Source organism: Salinigranum marinum (assembly GCF_024228675.1).
Lineage (GTDB): Archaea > Halobacteriota > Halobacteria > Halobacteriales > Haloferacaceae > Salinigranum > Salinigranum marinum.
Genome location: NZ_CP100462.1, coordinates 412,425 through 437,029 on the forward strand (window position 1 = coordinate 412,425; position 24,605 = coordinate 437,029).

The 24,605-nt window shown below is 57.2% G+C and carries 18 protein-coding genes and 9 pseudogenes; 14 read left to right on the forward strand and 13 right to left on the reverse strand.

Going from position 1 to position 24,605, the window contains the following annotated elements:
- Positions 1 to 81: 81 nt before the first annotated feature.
- A complete protein-coding gene (locus NKJ07_RS22120; RefSeq protein WP_318570696.1) occupies positions 82 to 1,743 on the reverse strand; it encodes an ATP-binding protein in 1,662 nt (553 codons plus the stop codon).
- A 1,149-nt stretch (positions 1,744 to 2,892) separates the two neighbouring features.
- Here NKJ07_RS22120 and NKJ07_RS22125 point away from each other — a divergent pair.
- Positions 2,893 to 4,134: a HAMP domain-containing sensor histidine kinase gene (locus NKJ07_RS22125; RefSeq protein ID WP_318570697.1), complete on the forward strand. Its 1,242-nt coding sequence runs from the start codon at positions 2,893 to 2,895 to the stop codon at positions 4,132 to 4,134.
- 125 nt (positions 4,135 to 4,259) lie between these two features.
- Here NKJ07_RS22125 and NKJ07_RS22130 read toward each other — a convergent pair whose 3' ends face one another.
- Positions 4,260 to 4,508 carry an ArsR/SmtB family transcription factor gene (locus NKJ07_RS22130; protein WP_318570900.1) on the reverse strand — a complete coding sequence of 83 codons (249 nt, stop codon included), beginning with the start codon at positions 4,506 to 4,508 and terminating at the stop codon, positions 4,260 to 4,262.
- Positions 4,509 to 4,820: 312 nt separating this feature from the next.
- A complete protein-coding gene (locus NKJ07_RS22135) occupies positions 4,821 to 5,168 on the reverse strand; it encodes a winged helix-turn-helix domain-containing protein (RefSeq protein WP_425504785.1) in 348 nt (115 codons plus the stop codon).
- Positions 5,169 to 5,319: 151 nt separating this feature from the next.
- Between NKJ07_RS22135 and NKJ07_RS22140 the strand changes: the two genes are divergently transcribed.
- Complete coding sequence (locus tag NKJ07_RS22140) at positions 5,320 to 5,898, forward strand: response regulator transcription factor (protein WP_318570699.1); 579 nt, start codon at positions 5,320 to 5,322, stop codon at positions 5,896 to 5,898.
- Between the two features lie 17 nt (positions 5,899 to 5,915).
- Here the strand turns inward: NKJ07_RS22140 and NKJ07_RS22145 are convergent, their stop codons facing one another.
- Positions 5,916 to 7,451, reverse strand: coding sequence for a bacterio-opsin activator domain-containing protein (locus tag NKJ07_RS22145; RefSeq protein ID WP_318570700.1), 1,536 nt, complete (start codon positions 7,449 to 7,451; stop codon positions 5,916 to 5,918).
- 77 nt (positions 7,452 to 7,528) lie between these two features.
- On the reverse strand, positions 7,529 to 8,764 hold the full coding sequence (locus NKJ07_RS22150; RefSeq protein WP_318570701.1) for a sensor histidine kinase: 1,236 nt from the start codon (positions 8,762 to 8,764) through the stop codon (positions 7,529 to 7,531).
- Positions 8,765 to 9,178: 414 nt separating this feature from the next.
- On the opposite strand from NKJ07_RS22150, the gene NKJ07_RS22155 reads away from it, so the two are divergent.
- Together NKJ07_RS22155 and NKJ07_RS22160 are read left to right on the forward strand one after the other, a co-directional pair.
- Positions 9,179 to 9,598, forward strand: a complete 420-nt coding sequence (locus tag NKJ07_RS22155; RefSeq protein ID WP_318570702.1) for a DUF5518 domain-containing protein — start codon at positions 9,179 to 9,181, stop codon at positions 9,596 to 9,598.
- A gap of 215 nt (positions 9,599 to 9,813) precedes the next feature.
- Positions 9,814 to 9,948 (forward strand): annotated as a pseudogene (locus tag NKJ07_RS22160) (IS1595 family transposase); the annotation flags it as partial.
- 49 nt (positions 9,949 to 9,997) lie between these two features.
- On the opposite strand, the gene NKJ07_RS22165 reads toward NKJ07_RS22160, so the two are convergent.
- Both NKJ07_RS22165 and NKJ07_RS22170 read right to left on the reverse strand, forming a co-directional pair.
- Complete coding sequence (locus NKJ07_RS22165) at positions 9,998 to 10,366, reverse strand: HVO_A0114 family putative DNA-binding protein (protein WP_318570703.1); 369 nt, start codon at positions 10,364 to 10,366, stop codon at positions 9,998 to 10,000.
- 61 nt (positions 10,367 to 10,427) lie between these two features.
- Positions 10,428 to 11,126: pseudogene (locus tag NKJ07_RS22170) on the reverse strand (transcription initiation factor IIB); the annotation flags it as partial.
- Positions 11,127 to 11,166: 40 nt separating this feature from the next.
- Between NKJ07_RS22170 and NKJ07_RS22175 the strand changes: the two are divergent.
- Positions 11,167 to 12,331, forward strand: a pseudogene (locus NKJ07_RS22175) (ISH3 family transposase).
- Between the two features lie 170 nt (positions 12,332 to 12,501).
- Here the strand turns inward: NKJ07_RS22175 and NKJ07_RS22180 are convergent.
- Positions 12,502 to 12,792 (reverse strand): annotated as a pseudogene (locus NKJ07_RS22180) (TFIIB-type zinc ribbon-containing protein); the annotation flags it as partial.
- A 139-nt stretch (positions 12,793 to 12,931) separates the two neighbouring features.
- Here NKJ07_RS22180 and sufB point away from each other — a divergent pair.
- From sufB to NKJ07_RS22205, 6 genes are all read left to right on the forward strand, one after another.
- Positions 12,932 to 14,362: a Fe-S cluster assembly protein SufB gene (gene sufB, locus NKJ07_RS22185; protein ID WP_318570704.1), complete on the forward strand. Its 1,431-nt coding sequence runs from the start codon at positions 12,932 to 12,934 to the stop codon at positions 14,360 to 14,362.
- Positions 14,363 to 14,402: 40 nt separating this feature from the next.
- Complete coding sequence (locus NKJ07_RS22190) at positions 14,403 to 14,732, forward strand: 4Fe-4S dicluster domain-containing protein (protein WP_318570705.1); 330 nt, start codon at positions 14,403 to 14,405, stop codon at positions 14,730 to 14,732.
- A gap of 21 nt (positions 14,733 to 14,753) precedes the next feature.
- Positions 14,754 to 15,143: a hypothetical protein gene (locus NKJ07_RS22195; protein WP_318570706.1), complete on the forward strand. Its 390-nt coding sequence runs from the start codon at positions 14,754 to 14,756 to the stop codon at positions 15,141 to 15,143.
- Between the two features lie 93 nt (positions 15,144 to 15,236).
- Positions 15,237 to 16,100: a 2-oxoacid:ferredoxin oxidoreductase subunit beta gene (locus NKJ07_RS22200; RefSeq protein ID WP_318570707.1), complete on the forward strand. Its 864-nt coding sequence runs from the start codon at positions 15,237 to 15,239 to the stop codon at positions 16,098 to 16,100.
- 5 nt (positions 16,101 to 16,105) lie between these two features.
- Positions 16,106 to 16,255 (forward strand): DUF7563 family protein, encoded by a 150-nt coding sequence (locus NKJ07_RS24500; RefSeq protein ID WP_425504786.1) that lies wholly within the window; start codon positions 16,106 to 16,108, stop codon positions 16,253 to 16,255.
- A gap of 217 nt (positions 16,256 to 16,472) precedes the next feature.
- Entirely contained in the window at positions 16,473 to 17,366 is an 894-nt protein-coding gene (locus tag NKJ07_RS22205) for a universal stress protein (protein WP_318570708.1), read from the forward strand.
- Positions 17,367 to 17,737: 371 nt separating this feature from the next.
- On the opposite strand, the gene NKJ07_RS22210 is transcribed toward NKJ07_RS22205, so the two are convergent.
- Both NKJ07_RS22210 and NKJ07_RS24505 read right to left on the reverse strand, forming a co-directional pair.
- Positions 17,738 to 18,067: a cupin domain-containing protein gene (locus NKJ07_RS22210; protein ID WP_318570709.1), complete on the reverse strand. Its 330-nt coding sequence runs from the start codon at positions 18,065 to 18,067 to the stop codon at positions 17,738 to 17,740.
- Between the two features lie 308 nt (positions 18,068 to 18,375).
- Positions 18,376 to 18,671, reverse strand: a pseudogene (locus tag NKJ07_RS24505) (NADH-binding protein); the annotation flags it as partial.
- 72 nt (positions 18,672 to 18,743) lie between these two features.
- On the opposite strand from NKJ07_RS24505, the gene NKJ07_RS22215 reads away from it, so the two are divergent.
- Complete coding sequence (locus NKJ07_RS22215) at positions 18,744 to 19,361, forward strand: NAD-binding protein (protein ID WP_318570710.1); 618 nt, start codon at positions 18,744 to 18,746, stop codon at positions 19,359 to 19,361.
- Here the strand turns inward: NKJ07_RS22215 and NKJ07_RS22220 are convergent.
- Positions 19,358 to 20,632, reverse strand: a complete 1,275-nt coding sequence (locus NKJ07_RS22220) for an IS4 family transposase (protein WP_318570594.1) — start codon at positions 20,630 to 20,632, stop codon at positions 19,358 to 19,360. The genes NKJ07_RS22215 and NKJ07_RS22220 overlap by 4 nt on opposite strands.
- Before the next feature lie 109 nt (positions 20,633 to 20,741).
- Between NKJ07_RS22220 and NKJ07_RS22225 the strand changes: the two are divergent.
- A pseudogene (locus NKJ07_RS22225) lies at positions 20,742 to 21,791 on the forward strand (NAD-binding protein); the annotation flags it as partial.
- Here the strand turns inward: NKJ07_RS22225 and NKJ07_RS22230 are convergent.
- Both NKJ07_RS22230 and NKJ07_RS22235 read right to left on the reverse strand, forming a co-directional pair.
- Positions 21,756 to 21,982 (reverse strand): annotated as a pseudogene (locus NKJ07_RS22230) (PemK-like protein); the annotation flags it as partial. The pseudogenes NKJ07_RS22225 and NKJ07_RS22230 overlap by 36 nt on opposite strands.
- Positions 21,979 to 22,146, reverse strand: a pseudogene (locus NKJ07_RS22235) (MarR family transcriptional regulator); the annotation flags it as partial. The pseudogenes NKJ07_RS22235 and NKJ07_RS22230, both read right to left, overlap by 4 nt.
- A gap of 803 nt (positions 22,147 to 22,949) precedes the next feature.
- Here NKJ07_RS22235 and NKJ07_RS22240 point away from each other — a divergent pair.
- Positions 22,950 to 24,243 (forward strand): annotated as a pseudogene (locus NKJ07_RS22240) (tyrosine-type recombinase/integrase).
- Positions 24,244 to 24,605 lie beyond the last annotated feature (362 nt).

The following is a 24,605-nucleotide window of genomic DNA, read 5'->3' on the forward strand; positions in this document are numbered from 1 at the left end:
GTCTCCGTCCTCGGAAGGTTGGAATACACTGGCTCCCGCTCTATGTGGCGTCTTCGTTTTTTGCGGTTGCGTGTCGGTCAGTTACCTTACCGAATCGTAAAGCCGGATCGTGACGAGGCTGCCTTCGGGGTCGTTCTCCCGAAACTGGATCTCTCCTCCTAACTGAGTGACTGCCCAGTTGACGAACCAGAGTCCGATACCCTGGCCGTGTTTGAGTTGTGTTTCGGTTCCGGCAGCGAGCATCTCTCGTTCCCGCTCGGGAATCCCTGGTCCGTCATCCGCCACGGAGAGTTCGACCGTCCCGTCCGACATCTCCTGAACACTGAGTTCGACGCGGGACGCGTCCGCAGTCGTGTGTTCGAGTGAATTTTCGACCAGCTCGAAAAGCACCTGTCGGAGCACGGCTCGATGAGAGGAGATAGTCACCTCGTCGGGACAGACGAGCGAGATGTCGGCCGACTCGTTCTCGGATCGGAACTGATCGACGACAGTACTGGCTACGTCAGTCAGATTGACCGAGTCCGGTGAATCGGTACTCTCGGTCATGACTGCCTCCGCCTCTCTGACTTTGTTACTCAGTTCGAGAAGGTCGGTCGCGCGCTCTCGAATGCCGGTCCGTAGCTCCTCGTCGTCGACGTGGTCGGCGTACGCGAGCACGACGTCCAAGTCGTTCCGCACGTTGTGGCGGAGGATACGATTGAGAACCGTGAGTCGCTGTTCTCTGGTCTTTCGGTCGGTGATGTCTCGGAAGAGCACGGTTCTGGCGACAGGATTACCCTCATCGTTGGTCGTGGCTTCCTCAACCGCGGAGACGCTGAATTGGAACTGTCGACGCCCTTCCGACGTCCGAAGTGCGACTGTTCCCGTCGCACCGGTGGGGAGTTCGGTCCCTCCAACTCCGTCAATGGCAGACTGAACCGGTTCGCCGATCATCTCCTCCGTGGAATCGTCGAACAACTCTGCCGTCGTCTCATTGATATCCAGGACGTGATCGTCCCAGTCGAGGACGACGAGCGCCTCTTGGAGGGTTTCGACTACGCGTGTCCGTGCGAGGTAGTCGGCTTTCGGGAACCCGGTCAGTACCGGGTACCGTCGTATCGCAGCGGTCAGAAAAGCGCCCGACAGGAGCAGACCGAGCGTCGTGCCGCCGACCAGTGAGGTATTGGCCTCCGCAACGGAGAGCAGGCTCGGAGCCGCAACGCTGGCAGTCAGTACAGTTATTTGTGTGTTCGACACCCGGGGATGACCCCAGCTGAGATCGATCAGTAGATACGTCGCATACAGGGCATACAGGAGCAACAGAAAGCCGTACAGGACCGTCCACCCGAGCGCGAGTCCGAGTATCGGTCCGACGACCGTTTTGGAGGCATCACTAGCGAGAGCGATCGCGCCGATCACCACCGGTAACACGATGCCAGACAGCAGCACGATCCGCTTCCGTGTTGCCATGATTCCGCGGCCGGCGTAGCTGAGTGCATAGGCGATCCAAGCGACGGGGAGAAACAACAGGGCACCGAATTGCACTACGTCGAAAAGCGACTCGAGAAAGCGCACGGTCGCCACACTGACGACCGTGGTCCCAAGCGAGGAGACTGCCCAGACAGTCAGCGTGATCGAGAGTACGAGAAACGGTTCCGCACTGGGCTGGTCTCTGGACCGGTAAGCCCTCCAAGTCGTCCAACACAATAGGGCGGACGCCAGAGTCTTGAGTACCAGCGTAGTTAGTGTAGTACCGGAAATCATGGATCCATATCTCGGACGGCGATTTGGATGTTATGTCGGCTGAATACAACGGTGGCTGCTCGATCCAGTCTCGAAGTCGGACGGCCGATGCATGGAGCGGAGCACGATTAGCGACGAACGTGTTTGGGGAATTGGGGACCTAGATCACCCGCTGGGGGACTGGGCGGGCACGGAGACACTGGTTCCCGAAATTAATAGATGGAGTCCCTGTGTTTCACTATCGGAAACTAACGCCCTGAAGCGGTTCGTATCGCTTCGAGGCGTGTCGAACAGATGCGGCGCCATCACCGAGGAGGCGTCCATCCAACGGCAGGGTGAACGCCCGGAGTGGACTGAACTCGGTGGCGCTCCGGGATATCTCGCTGAGGGTGTAGATGTCGGCTCGGACGAAGCCGTGGACGCTACCTGCGTCCCGGGAGCGCGGTCGATGATCGGGCCTGGTTCTTATTAGTGTCCTCGCAAAAATGCCACTGAATGGACAGTAAGGGACTTCTGCCGGAGAAAATCCGCTCACGATACGCAGTGAAGCTCTTTGCTGTCTCGTTGCTCATTACCGCCGTTATCGTCGCTGGCGGGACGGCGATCGCCAGTCAGGTGTCCGATCGAGTCACGAACGAACAGTTGGACTCGGTCGAAGCCAGCGCGGAACTCGAGGCGGAGAGTCTCGCCAGATGGTTCGAGGGTGAACAGGAGTCGATTCGGCTGTTGTCCTCACATCGGGGTATCGATCCGTCGAACCGGACACGAACCGAGCGCACCCTTGCCGGAGAACTCAACCGAACGTCGGACGAACTCGTCAGTCTTCACGTCGTCGAGCGGCCGACGGAGCAGCCGTCGAACGGCACAAAGGAGCGAATCGTCGCGAGTAGTGACGGCATAGCCGGCGAGCCACTGGCTGCGACCAAGATCGACTGGGGACAGACTGCCTCCGGCGAGGAAGTCACGTTCCAGTTCGACAACACGACGGAGACGCTCGTCTCGTGGGTGTATTTGGACGAGGGCAATATGTCGGTCGCGATCGCCTCACCGACGCGCGATGGCGACCACGTGTTGATCGGTGAGTACCATCCCAGCACTCGAGTGGCGGCGGCGGCCGACGCGACTAACGACACGAGCACCGTCGTCCTCGGCGGCGTGAGTGGGTACGTCATGTTCGAGAAAAACAGCCCGAACGAGTTTCGCCCGTACAAGGGTGAATCAACCGTGACTGAGGTCGAATCCCGGATCGAGGAGCGACCGAATCAGTTCGCGTCGATCAGCGGTGCTGAACTTGGCGACACCGAAGTGATAGGCTACCACAGCGTCCCGAGCGACGGTGTCAACTGGGTCGTCGTCAAGGAAGTTCCCAGGTCGACGGCGCTGGCCGTGACCAACCAGGTTCAGACTGATCTGGTGGGGTTGATCGGCCTCACAGTCGTCGGATTCTTATTGATCAGCGGCATGATCCACCTCGGTCCAATCAGCTCGATCAGACGGCTGTCACGGCAGGCAGAAGCAGTCGCCGAAGGGGACCTGACGGCCGAGATTCCGGACGGAAACCGGATCGATGAGGTCGGACAGCTCAGAGCCAGCCTTCATAGAACGAAGGCGTATATCGAAACAATCACCGAGCAGGCCGAAAAGATCGCCCGCCGAGAGTTCGACGACGCGGCTCTGGACGAGGAGATTCCGGGGCCCGTCGGGGAGGCGATGGCCGATATGCGCGACGATCTAGAGCGGTTCATCGAAGAACGAAAACAACGTGAACAACGGCTCGAGGTGTTCAACCGGCTGCTCAGACACAACCTCAGGAACCGGCTCGACGTGATCAGAAGCCACACGGAGCAGCTGGCCGACCAAACGGATGGTGATGATGCCGAGGCCGTCCTGGCAGCAACGGACCGGCTGGCGTCGATCGGCACTCGTGCCAGACGGATTGACCGTCTGATGGCCCGTGACCCCGATCCGACGGTGGTCGATCTCACATCGGTGGTTCCTAGTCTGCTCTCGCAGATCACATCTGACGACGTCACGGTCAACACGGAGTTCCCGTCGACGGCCACGCTCCGGACCGACGCCGAGATACTGCGGACGACACTGACCAGCCCGCTGGAAAACGCGGTCAAATACGCGGAGTCAAGTGTCACTGTCTTTATATCTCCGACGGCCGATAGAGAAGGGTACAGAATCGCTATCAGCGACGACGGCCCCGGTATCCCAGCGGCCGAGCTCGAATCGCTGGCGGCCGGAACCGAAACCTCCCTCCAACATGGACGCGGACTCGGACTCTGGCAACTCAGGTGGGGCATCGATGCACTCGGCGGTGACCTATCGTTCGAAACCGACGACGGCACGACCGTCAATATCACGCTCGCCGATCTCACCGACCGAACTGAGACGGAGACCGAGTGAGATAGCACCAGTAGCCCAAACCCGTCGCGAGTCGGCTTCTCGTCACTCGGTGGTTCGATCGATAGCGTCCATCGCTGAAACGGGGCGCGACGATCTTAATATCCGGGAATGGGGCCCGTCGTCCGTCACTGCGACTGCTCGGCCGCTCCGAACTGCACGACGAGTTTCTCGGCTGTGAGTGCATAGACTGTCATTTCTCTCCCCTTCACCGAGTACCACGTGTCGATCGGTTCGACGAGGCCGTTCTCTTCGAGGCGTCGCAAGTGATGATGGACGTTCTGTATCGACGTATCGACTCTCTTTGCGATCTCGGAGGTCGTCTTCGGGTCGCCGTCCAGCACCCCCAGAATCGACTGTGCGGTCCCCGATGACAACGCAGCGAGGGCGTCTACCTGCGAGTCACCGGAGACGGTGAGATCGGCTCGCTCACGAGGGCTGTATTCGACCTTGGTCTGACGTGGAAAGGCACTCGTCATCGTCTCTACCAGTATGCTTGTACTGCTTCCCCCCTGTAATCGGAGGCTATCAATACGGACCCGGCCAGTACCAGCAGTCTAGCTATGCAGATATCGCCTCCTTGACTGAGGGCAGTTTTCGACTGGGTCCCCTACAACGAGTTAACGGTTGCACGGTCCTGTGGTCGGCGGCTGGTCCTGACGTTCCGACTCGATCGGTGGACGGCGGAATCAGTCCGCGACGTCGACCATGGCCCCGATTCCGTCGTCGAGGGAGATAGAGAGTGAGGTCGGCACAGGCTCGAACCGTTCCTTGTGATGGCCGTCGTCACAGATCATCATCTCAGTGCGAACGAGGCCCGCATCACGAAGGTCGTTGAGGCGACGATATGCCGTCGCCCGCGAGACATCCGCTGCCTCGGCCACTGCACGGCCGCTTCGTGGCTGCTCCGTGATCGTCTCGTACACACGTCGGGTGTATTCGTCCCCGAAGAGTTCGAACAACTCGGATGCCGAGAGGTCGATCTCTTCGGGCCAGTCGGGTTGCCGCTGCGATCTTGGGGTCGTGTTGACGGACATACGCTTAGCAGAACGCCGTTCGTACTGGATATCGGGTGTAAGCATGCAGACCGCGTGACGGTCGGGACTCTAGGAATGCAGATGGCGTTGCTCGAAGAAGATTACCAGTTATGTGGCTGCGGCCTCAACATCGCGTAAGCAACCGAAACAGATGTCCGGAAACGATAGCGCGGCGGACGTGCGTACCCTCGTCGTCGACGACGAACAGGAGGTTGCAGACGCGTATGCACTCCGACTACGAGGTTACTGCGACGTCGATACCGTTTACAGTGGAGAAGCCGCGCTTTCGACAGTCGCCGATACGACTGTCGATATCGTCCTTTTGGATCGGCATATGCCGGGCATGTCGGGTGATGACGTACTGTCAGAACTGGTCGAACGGGGATACTACGGACGGGTGGTGATGGTAACCGCGGTAGATCCTGGAATCGAAGTACTCGATATGCCGTTCGACGATTATCTTTGTAAACCGGTGGACCGCGAGGATGTCCGCGCGGTTATCGATCAGCAACGACGGATCCTCGCGTACGAAACGCTCGGGGAGTACTTTAGCGTGGAAGCCAAGCGAGCGGTGCTCGAAGCCGAACTGGACGCAAAGGAGCATGGCCAGTACGAACGATTTGTAGCGGTGGCTGAGCAGGCCGAGCAACTCGAAACTCGAGCCAGACGACTACTGACTGATGACGACATCCTCGACCGGTTCGAGGAGATCACTCGCGGGGAGATGTAAGGAGCGCGTCGAAACCGTCACTCTCTTTCAGATGCCTTCCTCTGTCCATCGAGATAGGCATCCAGAAGCTTCCGCTGGCCGGCGCGGAGGTGATGGAGCAACGTCGACCCCGTGATATCCAGCGAGGTGGCGACTTCTTCGGCCGTGCTTCCCCGCGGTGACTCGAAGTAGTCAGCGAAATATGCGGTTTGGAGGACCGTCCGCTGTCGCTGTGTCAGCCGGTCGTCCAATTCGTCGCGGAATTCGCGGGCAGTCGTCACGGATCGTTTTCGCTCCACCTTCGAGACGAACTCCGCGTCGTGCTTCCGGCTGACGGTATCCACGATCCGGCGGACATCACCGTCTGGAGGAAGGTCCACGACGAGGCGTCCCGTTCCCCCATCGAAGCTGGCACGCCGGACGGTCCCACCGAGCGAGGAGATGGCGAGTAGCGGCGTCGAGCCACAGGTGGTAAGTTCGACCCTACCACCGGAGTCCGATTCGCTAATAACTCGTGTCCGTCTGATTTCCCTCATCCCCGCGGTCTCTTGATCGAGACGGTCGATTCCGTCGCCTTCGACAGAGACGAAACAGAGCAATGCATCGTCAGCCTGTGGAACCAGCCCTTCCAGTTTCAGCGTCGAATCGAGCGACTGACTCAGTCGCGTCAGCACCGAGCTTTCGCCGAGTTCGAAGGTGATCTCCGTGATGGTGTCGGAAAGCAGCAGGTTCCGATTCCGAACCGCACTGACTGCGAACCCGGCTATTTCACCCAGCGTCTCGAAGCTGGCCCGTTCCCGCTCGGAGAACGTTTCGGTGCCACTGGCGTAGACGCCGACGACACCGTGGACGTTCGACCCGTATACGATCGGAATAGCCAGTGCCGACTGGACGCCATCGGCAAAGCCGGCCGTCCGGACCGATTCAGGGACTGCGGAACTGGCAGTGAGTGGCTGTGCAGCCTGCAGTCGACCGCTCTCGACTGCACGCTCCTCCGGGGTCGTTACCGTCTCGTCGTCGACTGCGTCGCGAACAGCTTCGAATATTTCGCCAGTCTTACCGGCGACGGAACGGGAAACGAGGCCGTCGCGTCCCACACCGCGTTCTCCCACCCACGCGAATTCGTACAGGTCGGTCTCACCGAGCCCCCGACAGATCGTGTCGGGGATTTCCTCGCGGGAGGAGGCATCAACGAGCGCCGCGAGGATGTCCGAACGCACGTCGTCGATGAGCTCCGTCCGTTTGCGCTCTTGTCGTAGTCGTTGGAGGGACTGTTTCTCGCGTCGCCGCTCGGTCACGTCTCGAACGTAGACGGTCCCGCCCTCAGAAAGCGCAACGACGGAGATGGCAAGCCACCTGCCGAGATCAGGATAGTACTCCTCGAAGTCCGTCTCGGTGACGGACTCGCCGTCGAAGGCGGTCAGGAGAGTGTCGTCGACGGACCGGGGGAACACGTCGGCGATGGGGGCGCCAGTCGGGTCTGTGACGTCGACCAGTGTCTGCCCGATTTCGTTGCTGTCTCGTACGACCCCTTCGGTTGAGACTTCGAGAACGCCGATTGGCGCCCGTTGCAACTGATCATCCATAGCTTGGAGCACCGCCTTGGTCAGTTCGTTCTCTATCAGTCATAAGTGCAAATTCAGCATCGGCGTTAGAATCGGATCTCGAACCGTGCCCCCCCACAGTCGGCTGTAGTGAGCGTTACGTTCCAGTCGTGGACGGCAATAATTTGCTCGACAATCGCGAGGCCAAGTCCAGTTCCGCCGTTCATCGTCGAGTGGCCCGGCTCAAAAACCGTCTCCCGTTCGTCGGCAGGGATACCCGTACCATCATCGGCGACGTAGAAGCCGTCCTCCAACGCGCCGACGGTGACCGTCAGGCTGCCTTCGGAGGTCGTCTCTTTGCTTCGATCGAGCGGCTGTTCACGGGTTCCCGGATTCCATTCTCCCCGGTCCCCGTGAGTGTTCGGGGCGGGAGCGTCCGAGTCGTAATCGACTGAATCTCCGGATTGCGTCCGGTTGTCCGTGGAACTGTGTTCCACGCTGTCATCGGGAGTCTGTGACTGGTGGCTCGTCGAATTGTGTTCGACGTTGTCGTCGGACTTCCTTTGGCCATTAGTAGCGTTGTACTCCACAGTGTCACCGGGCTCCGTCCGGTTGCCCGTCGAACCGTGTTCGACGGCGTTCCGGAACAGATTCTCGAACAGCCTTCGAACGCGATCAGCGTCGGCAGTGACAGTAGGGAGCGAGCCGACGAGATCGAGTATCGCCCCATCAGTGTCGACTGATTGCCACGCGTCCGTCGCTGCGGTTTCGATCGAGACTTGATTCGACGGGTCCACGACGGCGTCCCCCCGTGTGAGGGTAAGGACATCGCGAATGATTCGTTCCATCCGATCGTGTGCGTCGGCGACCGATTCGAAGTGGTCCGGATCTCCCGTCTCTCGCGCTGCTGTGAGATGTGCCTTGGCGACGTCAAGCGGATTACGCAGGTCGTGGCTAAGCACGCTACTAACCTGATCGACGGCGGGCAGTTCCTCGATAGTGGGACAGTCCTCCAGGTCTAAGAAAACGAGATACCCGGCGCCTTCCTCGGAGGGGATCACTCGTGCGAAAAACGTCCCCCGATCCCCGGGGCTATTAAGATAGATCCCGACACGGTCGCCCCGAACGACGTGAGTTATCGGATCCTGATTCCCGGTGGTAGTACTGTGGCTAAACCGGTCGAATACCGTCGAGACGAAATTTTCAGGCGACATATCTCCGAACCGTCGCTCGAAGCTCGCGTTCGTCGTCGTGATGCGTGCGTCACGACCGTCAACGAGGTAGGCGAGAACGGGATCCGGAAACGCGTCCACCGGAATCGCCGCAGTACACTCGTCGGTCATTGGCCTCCCGTCGTCCTTCCGTACAATCGTCGCGGGGTCGCCAGCTTCGACAGCTGGCGAGGACGCCTCCGGTGGGAACGGAGTCGAACGCGATTCATACGCCCATGTTAGTTCGGACGTGTGTTGACTATTGCCCCCTTGACTCTGACTCAGAAACACCGCGTCTGAGTCTCGCGGTTGTTCTTTTGAGGGTGTCACCGAAGAGAATAGCTGTGCCACATACAGTCGCCATCTGCTCAGGATCTGCCAGGAATAAGCGGCTGAATAGAGAGTGAAGTCAGCAGAACAATCAGTATTCTTCTCCGGACACTGAACCAGCCGTTTATTACGTCTGCTCAGCGAACACCCCCCGTATTGGTTTCAGAGTCAGCAACTCAAGAAGTGGACTATACCTACCGTTATACAATACAGCGTATGCTCTCAAATGCCCGAACCCGTCGAATTCCTCAGGTTTGGCGGGTTGCGATTCTCGGAACGATAGCTGCACTACCCGCCACTGCCGTAATAAACTGGCTTCCGAATTCCGAGGCAACTGTCGGTGGCGGGGCAATGATAGTTGGGCCAATAATCGCAGGAGCCGTCGCAGCTAACGGCTCGGTAGAGCCGAGTGCTGCTGGACTCCGTGCTGGGTTTCTGGGCGGAATGATTGCAGTATCTGTATTTATTCTCACAGAAGGCACGACGGTAACGTGGTCTCTCAACACGATCATATTCTTCCTCATTGCAGTCGTGATGCTTCTGTGTATCTCGCCGGTGTTCGGCCTAATATCCGGTCGAATCGGTGGCCGGGTAGCAAACACTATCGCTGGTTTCAGGGTCGATCAAGCGTCATGACCAAGCGATTTTCAGACCGCGGCGTAGAGGGCATGTTCGAGCGCTTCGTCACCTCGCTTTTCTGTAGGAGATTGTTGATACTGTTCAGCAGGAGCTGTGGAGTCGATGAGGACGAGCGCACCGCGTCAGCGGTGCCCGACACGAATGATTCCACTGGAAGTGTTTGGGTCGGAATCGGTCGCAGCGGAACTGCTCCAACAGGTTCGCCGGCGTGACGGTGGCTCTCGCCGCATCGAGGCGTCTCAAAAAACGAGGTGACGCAGTATCTCCGAGCGTTTCAGCTCCGACGAGACCTCTTGTGTAAACCGGGGCGAGACGCTCTCAAACACGCTGTTCGAGCCACTCTCTGAAATCAAACTTCAGCGCGCGTTGGACGGTCGCACCGCTCCGTGGCGGAGTTCAGGCGTTAGCTTTACTCTTGCCCGTGCCGTCCCCGGAAATCAGCGGCAGCCCGACGGCGATCTCGTCGTACCAGACGAGAAGGCGCGTCGGCTTGCCGGGACCGTCGCCTTGGAACTTAATGAGAGCCAGGGATTCGAGTTCTTCGAGGTTTCGGTGGACTTGGCGAACTTCGCGGTCAACGAGCCGGGCAGTCTCGCGGATGCTCTCGGGGTGCTCGGTGGCGAGGATGCCCAGCAATTCGAGGTTTTTCGGGCACGTCACCCGAAAATTGTTGACGTCGCGGTAGACGCGCTTGAGGTACGGTGTTGGGTCCTCGCCACGGTCGAGGGTCGCCAACGTCTCTTCGACGCGCTCGGTATTCAGCACGGTCTCACTAACCGATCAGTAACTGTGCCCGCAGGTATAACACTGAATGTTCCCAAACGTTTCAATCATCTTGACTCTCTTCGTAGGCATTAAGAACCTCACGATAGCGATTCCGAATAGTGACATTGCTGACTTCAGCAACCTCGGACACGTCGTCTTGAGTAATCTTTTCACCACAAAGTTTTCCCGCCGCATAGACGGCACTAGCAGCAATACTCACTGGGTGTTTTCCGCTGTGGACGCCGTGAGCTGTGGCTGCTTCGATCAATTGGCGGGCTTGTCGTGTCATTTCCTCGCTGCAGTCCAGTTTGGAGACGATACGGCCGACGTATTCTATTGGATCCGTCGGCGGGATCTGTACGTCTAGTTCTCGAACGACGTATCTGTAGGTGCGCTTGATCTCCAGCGAGTCAACGCGGCTGACGACAGCGATTTCGTCGATCGTCCGCGCAACCCCATCAAGCCGTGTAGCGGCATACAAAACCGCGGTTGCAACCCCCTCAATTGAACGCCCTGGTAAGAGATCTTCCTGCAACGCACGTCGGTACATCACGCTCGCAGTCTCGCGTGTTGTCTTGTGTATCCCTAGTGCGGAGGCCATCCGATCTATCTCGCCGAGTGCCTGCTTAAGATTGCGTTCCTTTGAATCTCGTGTACGGAAGCGTTCGTTCCACGTCCGTAATCGCTGGAGTCGCTGCCGCTTTCGTGGCGAGACCGGGTTTCCGTATGTGTCTTTATTTTGCCAACCAATATCAGTACTTCACGAAGCCGGTTAGTTGAGACGTCTGCTTGCGGAAGGTGTGCTTAGAACCCAGCAAGCAGACAGTAGACTCCATGAGGACCAGATTCTTAACTTCCTCGTCAACACCCTTGACGAGGAAGTTTCGATCACTCTCGGTGAGAACGCTCAGATAACGTCGGAAGAGATCTGTGAGGTCCTCGTCGGCGCGTGCGCCGACGGGACCTCAATCTCGACACTTTGTGAGAATAGTGCTAACTCCCCTCGTGCCAACGCCGTCCTCTATCATCTTCGGACGAAGTTCGAGCTGGAACAGCTCGAACGAGTCGGAAACACACTCCTCCAGCGAGATATTCTCGATGCCCTTCCCAAGCAGGTGGAGGTCGTCGCTGACCTCCACCTGCGTCCCTACTACGGTGACGAAGACGGCACGAGGGCCTCTACCACTCGGAAGCCAAGCGTGGAACAACCGCATTCCACGCGTACGCGACGCTGTACGCACGCGTGAAGAACAAACGCTACACGCTGGCGGTGCGCCGTCTTGTCGACGGCGACACCGCCAGCAGCGTCCTCGCCGAGTTTCTCGGTATCCTTGACGGCCTTGACTCGGCGTCAAGGCCCGTCTACCTCGATCGAGAATTCTACGACAGCAAGTGTCTCACGCTGCTGCAGGCGCACAACCACGCGTACGTCATCCCGATTATCCGGTGGGGTCAGTCGATCAAGCAAGAACTCTCCGAGGGCTGGAGTCGCGTGATTCACCACGACATGACGGCGAAACTCGACGGTCACAGCTGGACCGTCGAGTTTCCCGTCTACATCGACTGTACCTACCAGAACGGACGATACGACGAACATGGCGTGGCGCGTCACGGCTACGCGCTGACGCGCCGTTCATCAATTCTCCTCGCGACGCTCGATACCACTACGCGAAACGCTTCGGTATCGAGGCCAGCTACCGACTCTCCGAGCAAACGATTGCGACGACTACGACACAGGATCCGGCGGTACGGCTGCTGTACGTCGTAGTGAGTTTGCTGTTACAGAACGTGTGGCGGTATCTGCACTGGGAGTATGTGGCGACGCCCCGCCGAGGCGGGCGTCGCCTCTGGGAGTGGTCGTATAAGGAGTTCACCAACATGATCCGACGGGCAGCGTGGACGGCCCTCGCGACGCGTCGGGCCGTCCCCGCAAACCGACCGCCGGACGACCGGTTCGTCCGGTAACGACCGATCGAGTACGCCCCTGCGGTGAGTGGCAAGGCTGTCGCGTCGGCGGCGGATCGCCGCCGACAGCGACGATCTTCTCTTGATCTTCCGGTGACCCCCTCGTCAAGATCGATAGTGGAGTCGATTCGACACGGAACTTAAGCTTCAGAGGTGGTTAGCCGAGGAAGTTTCGTGAAGTACTGAATATTTGTCGAGAGCCCCTTATCATGCATCAACTGTGTCGTAGGGGCGCCAACGCGAGATTTCGATGCCTTTTCAGCGGCGTCGAAAGCACGCCATTCTGGGCCACGGTCGATTCGTTGCTCATCAAGAACCAATCCACAGGCAGTACACACCTTCTCAGCCGTGTCACTTTCTGCTAGTACTTCCTCGCCACACTCGGGGCATCTCTGTTCCTGTGGTTGCTCTGTTTTTGACTCTGCGACTGGAACAGTCTTCTTGTGAGTCTGGTTGTCCATACCCTACGCTTTCTCCTCATCAACAGTAAACTTTTGTGACCGCTAATAGCTCCTATGGACTATGTAAGAAACCTATTTTGGTTACAAAGTATAGTTTGAGTGCCCTAGCTTTATTTTCTTATACTACAAAGATAAATTGATGAGTTCCGATCAAGAGCACCTCCGCGAGACCGATACTGAAGAGCGATTCGACTTCAAGAAAGAGGAGACGGCCGCCTTCAGGGCCGACCAGGGGCTGACAGAGAAGACGATACGGCTCATATCTGAAGATAAAAACGAGCCCGAATGGATGTTGAAGCGACGACTCCGCGCGCTGAACCTCTGGCAAGAGATGCCGATGCCAACTGACTGGCCAGGACAGCCAGACCTGTCAGAAGTCGACGTCAATGAGATCGTGCCGTACATCCGCCCCGATGTCGACGTCCGCGCCGGCGTCGACGACTGGGAAGAGTTGCCCGAGGATATCAAGGATACATTCGACAAGCTTGGTATTCCAGAAGCGGAGAAGAATGCGCTCTCCGGCGTCGGTGCCCAGTACGAGTCCGAGGTTGTCTATCAGAATATGCAGGAGCGCTGGGAGGAGAAGGGTGTCATCTTCTGCAACATGGACGAGGCTGTCCAGGAACACGAAGACCTCGTCCGTGAGTACTTCATGACGAAGTGCGTGCCGCCGAGCGACAACAAGTTCGCGGCGCTGCACGGTGCCATCTGGTCAGGTGGCTCGTTCGTCTATGTGCCCGAAGGTGTGACTGTCGAGATGCCCGTCCAAGCGTATTTCCGGATGAACTCTGAGGGGATGGGTCAGTTCGAACATACGCTCATCATCGCGGAACCAAACTCCGAGGTCCACTATATTGAGGGATGTTCAGCACCAAAGTACTCGGCGTTTAATCTGCACTCAGGCGGTGTTGAAGTGATCGTGAAGGAGAACGCTCACGTCCAGTACTCGACGGTGCAAAACTGGTCGAAGAACACCTACAATCTCAACACGAAACGCGCTATCGCCGAGAGAGATGCGACGATGGAGTGGATCTCAGGGTCGATGGGATCGAAGGCGACGATGCTCTATCCATCGACGATTCTGAAGGGATCGGGGGCGACTGACAACCACATCACCATCGCGTTCGCTGGTGAGGGCCAGAACATCGACACCGGCGCGAAGGTCTATCACAACGCGCCGAACACGAAATCGACCATCGAGTCGAAGTCGGTCTCGAAGGACGGCGGTCGCACCAACTACCGTGGGCTCGTCCACATTGCTGACGGCGCGGAGGACTCCTCTACGTCGGTTGAATGTGACGCGCTGATGTTCGACAACGAATCCACCTCCGACACGATGCCGTACATGGAGATCAACGAGTCCACGGTGGACGTCGCGCACGAGGCAACCGTCGGGAAGATCGGCGATGAAGACGTCTTCTACCTCCAATCCCGTGGACTGGACGACGACGACGCCAAGCAGATGATCGTCTCGGGCTTTATTGAGCCGATCACCGAAGAGTTGCCCATCGAGTACGCGGTCGAACTCAACCGACTCGTCGAACTCGAGATGGAGGGCTCGCTCGGATAGTAGTTCGTCTGGACTACTCCAATCTTATCGAGGGAATCTAATGGCGATCGATCCAAAATTCGAGGAGAACCGCGATGCCGCCGGGCGGCACGAGGAACATCGAGTCTGGGGTCCAGTCGACGAACCGGATCAACTAGGAATCCACGGGACACATGTGGGTGTCGACTTCGATATCTGCATCGCCGATGGGGCCTGTCTCGAGGATTGTCCCGTCGACGTGTTCGAGTGGACAGATACACCGGACCACCCCGAGAGCGACATCAAAGCCGACCCGATCAACGAGACACAATGTATCGATTGTATGCTTTGTGTCGATGTGTGTCCCGTCGACGCCATCGACGTTGATCCCGGACGAGCGGGGCGACTGTGAGGGGTGATTGAGAAACCGCTAATGACCCTAACACTCCAGTGTTATCGGTGCGGGGCAGAGTATACTTATCTCGGCGAGAGGCCACATCCCGCTCAGTGCACGGCGTGTGGGTCGTCGTGCGTCCCGCCGGCTGGCTCTCTCACCGTCGTGAACAGCGTTCACTGGGAGAGTGCAAACGGACTCGCAAAAGTCTGGGTCCACAGCGTCGATGAACGTGACCGACCGTTCGAATTCGAAGTCGCTGCACACGGTCGCCGTGGCAAGCTAGTTGCGATCAAAGTTGACGGCGTGTCGATTAACCCACAGATTGACGAGACACTGGAAACGCTCCCACCGGCAGTGAGGGCCGAGATCGAGATCCGGGGAATAACAGATATCGAGATTGCGACAATCAAGAACTCGAAAGTGTGATACCAAGCCAGATTACGCAACGACCGACACCAGCGAATATCGCTCCGAAGAGCATAGCAGCCCTGCGTACGGTCGGAGGAGGACAGTAAGGCGATGAGCACCGACATCAGATTCACCGACTTCAAATCCGACAAGCAACCAACGTGGTGTCCCGGCTGCGGTGACTTCGGCACGATGAACGGGATGATGAAAGCGTTGGCGAACACCGGGAACGACCCGGACAATACGTTCGTCGTCGCCGGTATCGGCTGTTCGGGGAAGATCGGCACCTACATGCACAGCTACGCGCTCCACGGCGTCCACGGCCGCGCCCTCCCCGTGGGCATCGGGGCGAAGCTGGCGAATCCGAACCTCGAAGTGATGGTCGCTGGCGGCGACGGAGATGGCTACTCGATCGGCGCTGGCCATTTCGTACACGCCGTCCGCCGCAACGTCGACATGACCTATATCGTGATGGATAACCGCATCTACGGCCTCACGAAGGGGCAACCATCGCCAACATCGCGTGAGGACTTCGAGACCTCGACGACGCCCGAGGGTCCGAAACAACCGCCGGTCAACCCGCTGGCACTCGCGCTGGCTGCCGGCGGGACGTTCATTGCGCAGTCGTTCAGTTCAGACAGCCAGCGCCACACCGAGATCGTACAAAAAGCCGTCGAACACGACGGGTTCGGCTTCGTCAACGTCTACAGCCCCTGCGTGACGTTCAACGACGTCGACACCTACGACTACTTCCGAGACACGATTGTCGATCTCTCCGAGACAAACCACGATCCGACAGCTTACGACGACGCTACGGACGCGATTATCGACGGCAATAAAGAGTACCAAGGTGTGATCTATCAGGACGAGCACTCGATTGCCTACGAAGAGCGTGAAGGCCTCTCAGAGAATATGGCTGTCATACCCGACGGGGCTCCGGACAACGCAATGGATCTCGTTCGGGAGTTCTACTGATACACATGCCTGACTGCGCTACCTGTGGCGGGCATATTTCGGCTCAGTTCGCACGAGTGTTCGGCGACAAGGACGGCGTCGTTCTTGCGTGCCCGTCCTGTTCGCCCAATGCTGGTATTGGAAAAGAAATACGACAGCGAACAGATAATAGATAATCATTCTCTCAATCAGGTCCAACTCAATCGGATTGTCACGCCCGTGGACGGGCTGAGTCGTGCAAATTATTGGAATGTACCTTCGTTTATTGATTGAGTATAGGTATCTGTAGTACTCTTCTTGTGTCATTGAAAATGTACTAGATTAGTTTCAAAAATAATATGGATGACATATGTTGACGCCATGTTTTTTTCAAACCGACGACTACGAGAGGTCATGAGTTTCGCACAGGCGTCCACGCTCGTTTCAGGATCCCGCAAGGCACCCGAGGACGCCGCTCACGGTGCGGGTCGCCGTGACCGAAACCATATTCTTGCTCCGTTGCTCACGCCCGAAGAGCCAGCAGTGGCCGACCAACTTCGCGTCGCTGCAGGTCTCGCACGGACAGCAGATGCGTCCCTTCATATTGTTAGTCCGAGTGTCGTCCCAGAGGAAATGTCCGTAGAACACCGACAGGACGTAACGACTGACGATGAACAGGAACTCATTAATTGGGGACTTAAGCAGGTATCAACACGGACTCCACGAATTGAGGAGCAAGTGCTTAATCCGCGTAGATTGAGCGACGGTATCCGGTATATTACCGGGGCGAACGATATCGATACTCTCGTTGTGCCCGGGGACTCAATGAAAGCGCGATTACGTCGGAGCCTCCCCGAGCGCCTCGCTCTTCGGTCTAATTGCGATATCGTCACCGTCAACGGTCATTACGGCTACGAACAGGTTCCGTCAATTCTACTTGCAGTTGCAGGTGGTCCGCACTCTGGTCTGGCAACAGATATCGCCCAGCACATCGCAATTGACTGCGACTCGTGGATTGACATTCTCCATGTCGTTGACGAGGACGCTTCGGAACACCAGCGACAGGAAGCGGAGTCTTACGTCAAAACTATCGCTCAGCGTATCAGTCGCCCCGAGTCGACCACGACATGGGTGCTGAAAGCTGAAAGTGTTGCTGACGTCATAATTGAGCAATCTGCGTACTATGGGCTCACGATTCTCGGCTCACCATCAAAGGGACGACTTCGGCGGTTCATTTCTGGGTCTACGAGTGAGACTATTCAGGACAATGCCAAGAGTGCCGTTCTCTCAGCGTGGAGCAATCGTTAGGTATTGATATCAGGTGAGAAGGGTCCCTGAAACTGTGACTGCTCGCTGCGTAATCGCCCATTTGATATTCGTCCGCTCCCTGTGCAGAGAGACCTGAGTGGAACATCTATGACGATACTCCAGCAGCGCTCGGTTTGGTTCAGAGTGCATTGGTTTTCGGTTAACACCGCGAGTAATGTTCAATGGCTGCGTGGGCGACTGAGTTCGATCGGTCTAGACTCTTTGCACACCACTCGAAATCCGAGAATTCGGCCCGTCAATCTTAATCGAACACGGATGGACCAGACATAGCCGACGAGTGCAGCCCGGTGCGAGCGGCTCAGAGAAGCAATGCGGTCGACAGATAAGAAAGATCTGAGCGTGGTCCGTCTCTAACTCTCTTGAGAGCCCTCGGCAGGCGCGTACATCACCGTGACCACGAACTCGTCCTCGAAGCCAGTGAACTGGTGATCCGTCCCAGGATCAAGATGTACGACATCGCCTCGCTCAACGTTGACCGACTCGTCTTCGGTCACAAGCGTTGCCTCGCCCGCATCAATGTGGTAGATTTCCTCTTCAGCGTGGGCATGCATCGGATCCTCGTCACCAGGCTCGAACCGCATCACCTGCAGACTGAACGACACCTCACGCATCGCCTCCGTTTCTGTCTCTTCGTCTTCAGCTAACTGATTCGCTACCTCAGAGATGCTGATGTGATCCACAAAAGATAGTACGGCGACTTGAAGTATATGTCCTTTGGCTACTGTAAAGAGCGTGGTGTTAAAATCAAGTGGGAGCCGTTGAATACCCTGTCCTTGGTGGTTCTTGGACTCTGGCTGCTATGCGATACCGTACAAGACTCACGCTGTGATTGCAGCAGTACCCAACCAGACCACCGGGCTACTGTCAGAAGCAGTATCGTGGACACGGAGGACGCATGCAGCAAGCCCGGAAACTGACTTCTACGAGTGCCGAGAATGATCGTCTCAGACACGTTCGGTGGAGAGCACGCCTCTTCAAGTGGCCCTGGTCACCCCTCCCCGAGCGTCTGCTGGACCGCTATTTCGATCGACGTCTGCCCGATGGGGACAACCGACTGTAGGTCCCGCTCGGAATCCACAGTCACCGGATTCCACATGCTCTCGACAGCGGCCGCGCGATGGCGTACTGAACGTCCGTTGTGAGCCGGAGCCAGTATGAGGAGAATCTCGGGGGCATCACCGACACCGGCACGATCAGGATGCACTTGCCCTTCTGTTCGGGGGTCAGCTTTAGCAGGGACTCGTAGGACCCCACAATCGGGGCGCCGATATCGTAGACACCACCCGGGTCTCTTCAACGCCGAGGACGACGACCGTATCGAGATGTTTTAACAATCCGAGAGTAACCCTCATATATATGGATAAGTGGCAGCGCCGCACCGTCTACTATTCGTTTATTTTGTTCGGCTCAATGCTTGTGTTTGCGATCCTCTATCAGAACGGGATGCGTGTCTACGAGGGAGAACCACGAACGTTCCTCCACTCTTTACAGGTCGTCGTCGAGACGTTCACGACGACGGGGTTCGGTTCGGATTCGCCCTGGACCAGTCCGGAAATGCAGGTGCTTGTGATCCTCATGGACCTCGTCGGGACGCTACTCATCTTCATGGCGCTGCCAGTACTCGCGTTTCCACTGCTTGAGGACATCCTCTCGACGACCGTTCCGACATCGATCGAAAACGGAATGCAGGATCACGTCGTCATCTGTTCGTACACCGCACGTGCTGGGGCCCTCATTGACGAGCTTGACTCGTGGGATGTGGACCACGTGATCATCGAACCGGATCGTGAGCGCGCGAAAGAACTGTACGAGGATGGCCACCGGATTATTCACGCAGACCCGACGTCGCTTGGAGGACTCAAAGGGGCAAAAATCTCTTCTGCTCGAGCACTCGTTGCGGACGTCTCTGACCAAGTCGACGCAAGTATCGTCTTAGCTGCACAGGAAGTCACCGAGGCATTCGTCTTTAGTTAGACCTCACACCTCGGTTGCGTAGCGGTAGCGAGCGTCTCTTGGAGTATCGTTCGTTGCTGGTGGATCTTCTGGGCATCCTCGATCAGCCGCTCCAGCAACGGCGGTGGCGAGTAGCCGAGATACTCACCAAGTTCGTGGAGGATAAGCTGGGCGTGCGACCGGAAGGTCGCCGCCCAGCGTTCCGGTGGAAACACGATCTCGTCGTCAGCCTGCTCGGTAACCAGATCCAACAGCTCACGGCTCACCAGCAGTGACAGCAACGCCGCATACAGCAGAATTTTCACTACATCCGGGTCGCTTGTGTCGAACTCGTCCAACTCGTACTGCGTCTTCAGTTCACGAAACAGGGTTTCTACTTCCCAACGACACCGATACAACGTTGCTAGATCCTCTGGGAAGAACTCATCTCGCGGCAGATTCGTGATGTACAGATGGTAGTCGTCGGCGTCCTCATCGCGGACGCCGACGACGCGGAATTGCTTCGTATCCAGCGAGCGCGTTCCCTCGTACTGGCCTCGCTTGAACTCCGCTTCGACCTCTACGTCGATATACTTCCGCGAGAGATCATCGACTACATCGTGGATCTGCTTGCCCTCCAAGGGAATGGCGCGCCCGCGCCATTCCCGTAATTCCTCCGTTATCACCGGGTTCGCGCTCTTCTTCAGCCGACTCACGAAGTAGCCGTCATTCTCGTCGATCAACGCGAACCGGCGGTACTTGAAGTACGCCAGATCAAGCAACACCAGCCGTCCTTGTAGCCACGAACCTGTCTTGAACAGCGTGCTGTCGTGCGTTTTCTCGTCTGTCACGTCGATCCGTTCAATCGTCTCATCGGTGGCGTTGTGGAGCAGGTGGAGCTTCGCTCCAGCCTGCTCCTCGTGACGGGCTTGGAACTCATCAGAGAGAAACTCGTGCAACCGCAACACCGTTCCATCAGCGATCATCACGTCCCTGAATCGGTCGATATCAGCGTCAACAGCGTCGGGAACAGCGACCTCGTCGAGGCCGTGCTCGACGAGGTCGCGCAGATACTCCGCAAACGTCGGCGTCAACCGCTGATGGAATCCGCCGGGAGAGAGCGGTTCATCGGCGGTAGCGTTGTAGCTGCGACGGAATCCAGCGAGTGTTCGGCTCTCGCCTGCGGCGAAGCCGAACACGAACGACCACACGAGGGCGGGCATCTGTGTTTTCCTGTTGCGTTCGACCACGCCGAGTTCCTCGGCGTGCTCTTCGAGGAACTCAGATGGAAAAAGCGTAGTGAGTCGACGCATAATTCGAGGTGAGGACGGAGAGTTGTGCACAGACTTCTCCTCCTCACTCCTTCCGAAAAGTAGCCTCGATAAGCCGCTACTGTCACGCGGTTCGTCTCCTAACTAAAGACGGATGGTCACCGAGGATACCCCCATTATAAGCATTGTCGAGGAACCCGACCGAACCAGTTATCACCGGCTCGCTGGCGCTGATCACGTTCTTTCCCCCCGACCGCTGCTTGGCGAGAGCCTGGCCTCAAAAGTCACGACGTCGGTGACGGCTGATTTGGGTGAGGCTGTGGAAATCGGGGACGATTTCGACGTCGCAGAACTCCCGATTCACAGGGGGAGTCGCCTTGCCGGTACGACGCTCGCTGAGAGTGGCATCCGCGAACAATCGGGGGTCAACGTCATTGGGGCGTGGTTCCGGGGCGAGTTCGAGACGCCGCCGTCCCCGGATGCGACACTCTCCGACGGCACAGTACTTCTTGTCACCGGTCACGAGGGTCAGCTCGAGGAGCTCAAACAACTCACGCTCTCGAAAGTCAGACCGTTTTCCCGTGGTAAAACAATCGTCATCGGCTACGGAGAGGTTGGTAGCAGGATCTCAGCCGCTCTGGATGAAGCAGGCCTCTCGCACACTGTTATCGACCGGACGGAGATGGACGAGGTAGATGTCGTCGGTGACGCGACTGAGCCGGAGACGTTACGCGAAGCAGGCATCGACGACGCTCGAACGGCCATCCTCGCGATGCCCGACGACACAACCACCGAGTTCGCGACGCTCGTGATCCGAGACATGAGTCCACAGACGGAAGTCATCGCCCGCGTCGAAGAATCCGAAAGCGTCCAGAAGATGTACCGGGCTGGGGCGGACTACGTACTCTCGCTGGCTACCGTCAGCGGGCGGATGATCGCGTCGACGATTCTCGAGGATGAAGACGTGCTGTCTCTGGATCAACAGGTTGAGGTCATCCGGACGATTGCGCCAGTACTGGTCGGACAAACCATCGGCGACGCGGACGTTCGAGCGAAGACAGGCTGCACAGTCGTTGGTGTCGAACGCAACGGCGCTGTTATTACGGACGTAGGCCCGACCTTCAGGGTTGAGGCGGGTGACGAACTCATTATTGCAGGGACCGACGATGGCATCCGACGATTCACCGAGCAGATGACCTGAATAGAGTGGTCGTCTCGGAGGAGGAGTGCCTCCTCGTGATTGGTCTTCGTAGAGAGCAGGACAGTGATGAGTTGGGTACCATGGTTCGGGAGTTGAGGCGCTCCCAGAATGGGCATCGGGCGACCTTTCTCCGAGAGTGCGTCACTTGCCCAGATGATGTCGCCACGTTCCAGGTCCTCAAACGCGGTCACTGTACGTCTTCCATCTCGTCTGTCTGGAGCGCTTCAAGAGTCTCTTCGCCGTACTGCTCGTCTGCAGTCTGGTAGTGCTGATGAAGCTGATAGGCAGAGTGGAGCCGTCCCTCATCGTCAGTAATCGCCCAGTACGGGCGCTTGTGCCGCACGAGACCTCGTTGAACGAACTGTACTTCGAGCGGGCTGACCGACAATGTGAGTGGTGTGAGGTAGACGTGGATTCTCCCGACACACACCACATCAAACCGCGAGAAGAAGGAGGGCCGAACAAGGCCGAGAACCTATCGTTCTTTGCCCGAACTGCCACCGTAAGGCCGATCGAGGAATGATTTCACGGTCGAAGCTTCAGCACAAGGTATCGGAGCAGATGAAGGCTCAGGGAGTGAGATAGCAATTTCTGATAAAAATACTACTTATAATAGTAGTAGTGAGTTTGTAGGTTTATGTCGTCTGCGTTCGGTTCAGCGAGGATGTCACTCACGGCATTCGCTAGTAATCGAGGGGGAGCGCAATATGACTCCTCCAAGTCCACCGGATTTGTTGCGGATGCGCTCCCCAAATCAACCATCGTCTTCTATCCGCATAACAGATTATGCGAGAGGATAGACGCCTGTTCTTGAGGGGGTGTCCCGGTTTAGTCGTCATGAGAGGTCTCGAACGAATTGTCAGCGAGCGTGTGGTTTGTAGAAATCCAAACTACGATGCACTGGGAACTCAACCCCAAAAAAATGTGTATTGCAACATACGGTTTATTCGTGTCGCGTATTATCTCGCCCGGAATAGCATGGGTTTAGCAGACTCTCCCGGTCAGCCGAACCCACAAACTGATAAGAAATTCAACTGAAATGCTGAGTACCCCGAATGTGCTACTCTTAGAATCGGCATACTGCAGCTCGATTGGGCTTCTAGCCGATTTCTGCAGCTTTCCAGTTGCGAACGGTCGAAGCTTGCAGAGAGCACTATCATGAGTCGATCAGATGCCGAACAGGAGGGAGAAACCAGTGCTGAGCGAGTTCCATCATTCGATGGTGTGATGGACCTCGTGTTCGCTCGAGGACTTCACGGACCTGTACTGAGACGAGATCGCTCCTTGCCTCGAAACGGAGGATATCGATCCAACAAGCGAGAAACCTACGCATCAGTGGTTTCGGGATCACGATGCACGGTCATTCCTCGCAGCTCTCCGTCGCCATCACGGCCGTTCGTTCGGAGAGTTCTGGAACGAGGACCTCGAACTTGGTGACGATGAAGAGGGCTACTCATGGGCAACAACGGACGATGCGACAATCGACGCCTTCGAATATTTCCTCAACCGACGAAAATCACGATACAGCCTTGCGAAATCGTCCGTCGACGCGCTCCGAACGCGGCTGAATCTCTACGTTCGTGCCTACCGAGAGGCGAACGGTACAGACGACCTCCTCACACCGATTCAACGAGACCAAGACAATCCAGCCTACGAAGCCGTTGATGCAGTCTATGCAGCATTCGACTGGTTGAACGAGGGAACCGAACACGAATACAATGCTCAGACTCTCCAGCGGGTACGACGCATCGTCGACGCGTGGTATCAGCATCTGGTCGGTCGGCGGGTTGCCTCGATGAACCCTGCAAGCGGCCTCTACGGCGAATTCAGGTGGGAAGTGGAAGATTCACCGACGCCGTCCCTGTCTGCGACTCATATTCGGAAGCTGATGCAGGCAGCGGGGACGACGCTAGAACAGCTGCTCGTAGTGGCGTTAGCTGGCTGGGGACTTCGAGCGAGTGAGGTCGCAGCCCTCCACGTCTCGCAGTTCCACCGTGACGTTCCCGAAGTCCATGTCCCCTTCGTCACGTTCGAGAGCTGCAAGAACGGCCCTGGGGAGGTATCTCTCCGGTACGGAATGGACGTGCTCAACGCCCGAATCGACGAGCTAGCGGAAGATGAGACGTGGACTGGATACCTGTTCCCCTCTTCACAGGGTAAAACGCTGTACGTGACCCGAGATACGATCCGTAACTGGTTCCAGAGTCTCGCGTCGAAGGCAGGTCTACCCGAGCGAATCGGGGGCGAGCGGTCGAGTCCGCAACTCTGTCGGCGCTTCTGGTACGGTACCTATACCGCAGTCCTCGAAGTGGTCGACGAAATCGCGGCAGAGCAGGGCAGTAGCGATCCTCGGGTGGTGATGCAAAATTACCTCTCTGAATCGCGTTCTCGTCGAGTCCGACGCGACTTCATGCGAGAACAGCTGGACGAAGCCTTCGGAGAGAGATCGTAGCACCAACCGCCGTCTTTCCTTGGTAGCGACTTGAATCATTGAATCAGTGAGTCATAGATTCCATGAATAAATGAGTGCTGGAAATAAAGAGTCCAAGATTGCGTGATTCATGGAACCATTGGCAACGCGAAGACGAGGGAACACTGAGTCTCTGAATCTATGAATCTATGAATCTATGAATCTATGAATCCATGAGTCGCTGAATAAGTGAGTGATTGAAGCATTGAAATGGGGACCCAGGAACGTGCACTACGGTCAATGAATCACTGAATCAAGGATCCAGTGAAATAGTGGTTTGTAGATTCAATGAATCCATGATTCAAGGAGTCAAAGACAGAATTTAGAAGTATGGAAATGTAGGT

What these genes read in the sequence shown, in the direction of transcription:
- NKJ07_RS22120 (WP_318570696.1), bottom strand. Translation starts at nt 1,743, where the DNA reads ATGATTTCCGGTACTACACTAACTACGCTGGTACTCAAGACTCTGGCG.
- NKJ07_RS22125 (WP_318570697.1), top strand. Translation starts at nt 2,893, where the DNA reads ATGTTCGAGAAAAACAGCCCGAACGAGTTTCGCCCGTACAAGGGTGAA.
- NKJ07_RS22135 (WP_425504785.1), bottom strand. Translation starts at nt 5,168, where the DNA reads ATGTCCGTCAACACGACCCCAAGATCGCAGCGGCAACCCGACTGGCCC.
- NKJ07_RS22140 (WP_318570699.1), top strand. Translation starts at nt 5,320, where the DNA reads ATGTCCGGAAACGATAGCGCGGCGGACGTGCGTACCCTCGTCGTCGAC.
- NKJ07_RS22150 (WP_318570701.1), bottom strand. Translation starts at nt 8,764, where the DNA reads ATGACCGACGAGTGTACTGCGGCGATTCCGGTGGACGCGTTTCCGGAT.
- NKJ07_RS22155 (WP_318570702.1), top strand. Translation starts at nt 9,179, where the DNA reads ATGCTCTCAAATGCCCGAACCCGTCGAATTCCTCAGGTTTGGCGGGTT.
- sufB (WP_318570704.1), top strand. Translation starts at nt 12,932, where the DNA reads ATGAGTTCCGATCAAGAGCACCTCCGCGAGACCGATACTGAAGAGCGA.
- NKJ07_RS22190 (WP_318570705.1), top strand. Translation starts at nt 14,403, where the DNA reads ATGGCGATCGATCCAAAATTCGAGGAGAACCGCGATGCCGCCGGGCGG.
- NKJ07_RS22195 (WP_318570706.1), top strand. Translation starts at nt 14,754, where the DNA reads ATGACCCTAACACTCCAGTGTTATCGGTGCGGGGCAGAGTATACTTAT.
- NKJ07_RS22200 (WP_318570707.1), top strand. Translation starts at nt 15,237, where the DNA reads ATGAGCACCGACATCAGATTCACCGACTTCAAATCCGACAAGCAACCA.
- NKJ07_RS24500 (WP_425504786.1), top strand. Translation starts at nt 16,106, where the DNA reads ATGCCTGACTGCGCTACCTGTGGCGGGCATATTTCGGCTCAGTTCGCA.
- NKJ07_RS22205 (WP_318570708.1), top strand. Translation starts at nt 16,473, where the DNA reads ATGAGTTTCGCACAGGCGTCCACGCTCGTTTCAGGATCCCGCAAGGCA.
- NKJ07_RS22215 (WP_318570710.1), top strand. Translation starts at nt 18,744, where the DNA reads ATGGATAAGTGGCAGCGCCGCACCGTCTACTATTCGTTTATTTTGTTC.
- NKJ07_RS22220 (WP_318570594.1), bottom strand. Translation starts at nt 20,632, where the DNA reads ATGCGTCGACTCACTACGCTTTTTCCATCTGAGTTCCTCGAAGAGCAC.